General features: G+C 61.6%; 1 protein-coding gene. It reads right to left on the bottom strand.

Annotation, left to right across the window (positions count from 1 at the left end):
* Nucleotides 1–841 precede the first annotated feature (841 nt).
* Nucleotides 842–1,459: a VC1465 family Xer recombination activation factor gene (locus tag HMPREF2933_RS10625; protein ID WP_083314091.1), complete on the bottom strand. Its 618-nt coding sequence runs from the start codon at nt 1,457–1,459 to the stop codon at nt 842–844.
* Between the last annotated feature and the right edge of the window lie 6 nt (nt 1,460–1,465).

Here is a 1,465-nt window from a genome sequence, read left to right as displayed (position 1 = left end):
ACACAATGTGCACTTTTTGGAGGAATTCTTTTTCACTGAATTTCCTTCAATTAGACACCAATTGAAGACCGCTTTGCAAAGCGCGAATTAGCTCCTGCGAGGCGCAAGCAATTAGCCACGCGAGAACCAATAGGGGGAGGGCGCCATCGCTCAATTCGGGCACCGCTTTGCAGGGGCGCTTCGCCCCCTCCCTACGCTTCGCTCCGGCCCCCGAACAGCCCTCCAGGTGGCCTCGACCTCAAGTTGAGCCTTGAAGCTGGCACTGAGCTCAGCCACGGCCGCGAACAGAGTCCGCGCAAGCAGGTTAGGGTGGTGCTGCCCCACCCAGACCAACGCATCCTCAGGACTACGGAACGCAGCCCGCCACTGTTGAGGAAGTCCAGGCTCCCCCGACTCCAACACAGCCCGCAACTCAGCCCGGGCAATACACTCGCTATCAGCCATTTCAGCTCTCCTACAGTTGAACTTGGTTAGGCCCTCGGGCGTGCTCCAACACCCCCGGGGACCGACTTAATCAGCAGGTTTGGAGTCGACCTCCTTTCCGTCGACCAGAACGACGCCGGCACCGTCAGTCACATCGGACCAGACCTGCGCAGCGATCGCTGCGACATCGGCCTTGCGAGGCCTGCCGCGCTTCTTAGCAGGAGGAGCAGGCTCGACAGCAGGCGGCGCGGGAAGGGCGCCAGAACGCACCAGAAGCCCTTGGAGGAGCCCCGGGCTACCCGAGGAGCCATCAGGAGCAAAACGACGCTTGAAGGCCATCTCATAGCTGCGAGAGGACACACCTCGATTCAGAGCCTTCGTGGCCAACCGAGAACTACGCTTCATGAAGAGACCCCTGCTAGGTTAGTGGCCGCTGACGGCCTGCTACGTTATCGATAGCATCAGAGTGAGGCAGCACGCCAATCTGATAATTCCGTGTCCTAAAGTGTTTTAAGAACAAGTTAGGCGGCGCTGCGCGCCGCCCCGCGGGCTTCGCCTCCGCGTGGCCGGGCGCCGCGCCCGCCGCCTCGGGCATATCCCCGCAGGCGGGGCCCCTTCCCGAGACGTCGCGCGCCGCTCCCTGCGCCTGTATCAGCTGCTCGAGGGCGTTTGCACGGGCGTAGAGCGTCCTGAAGGATCGAGCCTGACGGACCAGGAGAGACCACCACGCACCATCCTGCGGCTCGAACCCGAAGCCCTCAGGTGTCCAGAGCTTGCCGCTGTGCATGTGCCATCCTGACCAACCTGGGAGCTCGAACCGGTTGAGAATCCGCAGCAGCTTGTAGGCCGAGTACGGCACGGCCGTCTTGCCTGAAAACCACGCATAGACCGTGCGCTCGGTGACCTGAAGAGTGCGAGCCACGTCAGGTACCTTTAGGCCAGCGTCCAGGCAAAGGACTTTGAAGCGGGCCGCAATAGCGGCTCGCTGACTGGTGTTCTTTTTGGGCGGTCGGCCATCGGGTCTTTTTGAACACAATGTGCA

Source organism: Streptococcus sp. HMSC066F10 (assembly GCF_001813805.1).
GTDB lineage: Bacteria > Bacillota > Bacilli > Lactobacillales > Streptococcaceae > Streptococcus > Streptococcus vaginalis.
The sequence above is the reverse complement of the archived record's forward strand: the minus strand, read 5'-3'. Positions and strand labels throughout refer to the sequence as shown.